The sequence below is a fragment of the uncultured Streptococcus sp. genome (assembly GCF_963545685.1).
Classification (GTDB): domain Bacteria; phylum Bacillota; class Bacilli; order Lactobacillales; family Streptococcaceae; genus Streptococcus.
Window position 1 is genome coordinate 1 of record NZ_CAUUKN010000097.1, and the last position, 2840, is coordinate 2840.

The following is a 2840-nucleotide window of genomic DNA, read 5'->3' on the forward strand; positions in this document are numbered from 1 at the left end:
AAATCCTTGTTGTAGCTGATGCGCAACTTAAGCAAGTCCTTGTCCTGAAACTGAGTGATGATACTGTTGGAGGACTCCTGCCCTTCCAGACTAGACCAAACCTTCTCAAGAGTAATGTCCTGACTATAATGGTTGGACTTAATACGATCTTTATCCACAGGTAGCTTTTGAGTGGCCACTAAAAGGTAGGACAACTCTCCTTGAAAATAAGCTTCAATAGTCAAATCACCAAGGCTGGAGCCATATAAGATACCATCCTTTATGGCAATATTTGACCCAAAAAGTCTCTGGCCAGCCACATCAAATGACATTCCCTCATCCTGCCCATAAAGCTTTATTGCATAGGCATCCCTTACACGATAGAAATTTTTAGCGATGAGAACACTATCAAGGGTCTCAGTCTTTTTTGTCTCCACCTTGGGGCTTGTAGGTTTCTTGGTAAAAGCTGTCAAACCCATTGAGCACAAGATTAGAACGAATATAATCAAGGTAAGCATTGTAGACCTGGAGTCGGTCTTCTGCCTTAACTTGTCTCCATGTTTCAAAATCTTTCAAGCCTCCTTTTTTAACAATATCGGCATAGCGCCCACCATTTAAGACATTCTTAGCATTCTTCCACTTTCTAACCATTTTACGTCTAATGGCATTATCAGCAGGGTGACGAACATCAAGATAGGTATGGCTATTATTGAGATAGGCTGGTAAGTCAGCATTCAAGCCCTTAGAAAAGCCGTAATTAGCTGAATTCGTATCGGCAATGTCAGCGCCATCCTCAATCTTATAGTGCTTAGGATTAGAGTCGATGCTGCCGTCTTTTTTGATCTTGTAAACATTCCACTCGGAAACAAATTGTCCTGTATCCATATTGACAATGAATTCAATAAAACGGGAGTTACTAACACCATAAGGCCCCATGACACTGGTCTGAGGTAGCTGGATCTTCATATTTTGCGGATAGGTGAAATCACCCAAACTTCGGTTATGGTAAGAAGCACCCGTAGTATAATCCAACTTAATCTTCTTGTCCTTACTATAGGATAGAAGTTTATCCAAGTCTGTCTTGCCCTTGTAATTGGTCCTAATGTAATCCATAGACTGTTTATCAATCCAAGACCTAAAAAGGTGGAGCTTGATGCCCAACTCATCCTCACCCAGTCCTAAATCCGTCTGATAAGTCTCCATGATAGCTTCTCGGAAGTAACTGTAAAATGGACTAGTTGGCTCAAGTTTCTTGGAAAATTTATAACCTGACTTCCCTAATTGAAGAAACTGATACTTATCTACATAAACCTGCATATGCTCCATAACCAAATTGAGCTTGTCACGATTAGGTAGCTTAGAAGCTTGGAAAAAGGCTGTATAAGTATCAGAGCCAACTTCCTTACTTTCTTGGTCGATTTCTTGCAGAACCTTATCCAGCTGGCTCAAGGAAGTCTTTTTCATCTTACTTCTGACCTGGGCCACATAGGCCGGTTTAATGCCTTGATCCCAATGATCTCGACTTATAATAGCATCTGCCTTTTGCGAAATTAAGGTCAACCGTTTCTGATAAGACTCATCCTCCAAAGCCAGTTTTAATGCCTTTGAGGGAGTTGCTTCAACCACAGATAAATCACCATAAATATCAGCCTTAAGGACAAGATTTACCTGCATATCATAGGAATGATTGACGTGGAGAGCTAGACGAATCTTCCCGTCTTCCTTCCTAACTGACAGGGGATCAAGTTGATAGGATTGAATGACCCCAGCACGACTAAGAGCCAGTTTGTCCAGATTTTCAAGAGAATCCTGATAAATATAGGAAATCTCGGGATCATTGACCTTTTTGACCAAGTATTGGTTTCGATGCCGGTCAAAAACCACAAGACCAAGTATGAGGATTACAGCCAGGGCACTTGCCAGATACTGTAAAATTACTTTCTTCATAGTATTTCCATTATAGCATAGGAGGACAAAATATTCTGAAAACGATTGGTGAAGCCTGAAAATAAATGAAAAACAGGCCAATTAGTACCTGTTTAACTCAATTTTTTATAAATCACTCAAGCGACGATGTTTAATACTGAAGTCAAAATAAGCATTTTCCTGAAGCTTATGGAATATCTCTCTATAGGCTTCTTCGTCAAAGTGGTCTCCACGATAGAGAATCTCAAAACTCAAGCCCTCGTACTCCAAGAAAGCATTGGACGTCTTGAAACCATTACGCTTATAGAAATCCCAACGCGCCGCACGTTGCTCTGGATTGTCATTGGGTTCATCCAAACGCTCAACTTCTAAAACCATAGAACGAGATGGACCATAAAATTCTACCAGTTTATCAATAATCTCACTTCCATAGCCATGACTCCGCATTTGAGGGACAATGGCAAAGAAACTGACATAAAAAACTTTAGCGTTGTAGAGAACTGAAGCAAAGCCAACAAAATCATCCTCATCGTAAAAGGCAAAGAAATGATAATCATCACGGCCATCTAATTGTAAAAAATCACTTAATGGAATCCGCTCTTCCTCTGGAAAGGCCTCATTGTTTAGACGCTCCACCCTATCTAATTCTGGAAACTCCTTGGTAATTAATTGGCTACGTAAAGCCATAAATTTCCCTCCTTTTTGATGCTTATACCTATAGGCCATTATAACATTCTAAAAGACAGTTTCAAGTTTCGAGGACTAAGGTGGGGATAAAGATAACTTTCAATTGAAAATCACTTTCTAAATGCTGCTTGGATGCCATATCATCTTTCTTCGTAAAAATCATAAAAGACAACGACTGTGCCTAGTCGTTGTCTTTTTGGGCTCTATAATTTCTGTAGTGGGTAAAACCACCGTAGAGATTATAGAGC

General features: G+C 40.1%; 2 protein-coding genes and 1 pseudogene. All 3 read right to left on the reverse strand.

The genetic code is table 11. From position 1 onward, the window contains the following. Nucleotides 1–416, reverse strand: a pseudogene (locus RWZ99_RS09215) (hypothetical protein); the annotation flags it as partial. Further along, nucleotides 397–1926: a DUF1310 family protein gene (locus tag RWZ99_RS09220; protein WP_314678301.1), complete on the reverse strand. Its 1530-nt coding sequence runs from the start codon at nucleotides 1924–1926 to the stop codon at nucleotides 397–399. The pseudogene RWZ99_RS09215 and the gene RWZ99_RS09220, both read right to left, overlap by 20 nt. A gap of 105 nt (nucleotides 1927–2031) precedes the next feature. Further along, on the reverse strand, nucleotides 2032–2592 hold the full coding sequence (locus RWZ99_RS09225; RefSeq protein WP_314678303.1) for a GNAT family N-acetyltransferase: 561 nt from the start codon (nucleotides 2590–2592) through the stop codon (nucleotides 2032–2034). Nucleotides 2593–2840: the final 248 nt, after the last annotated feature.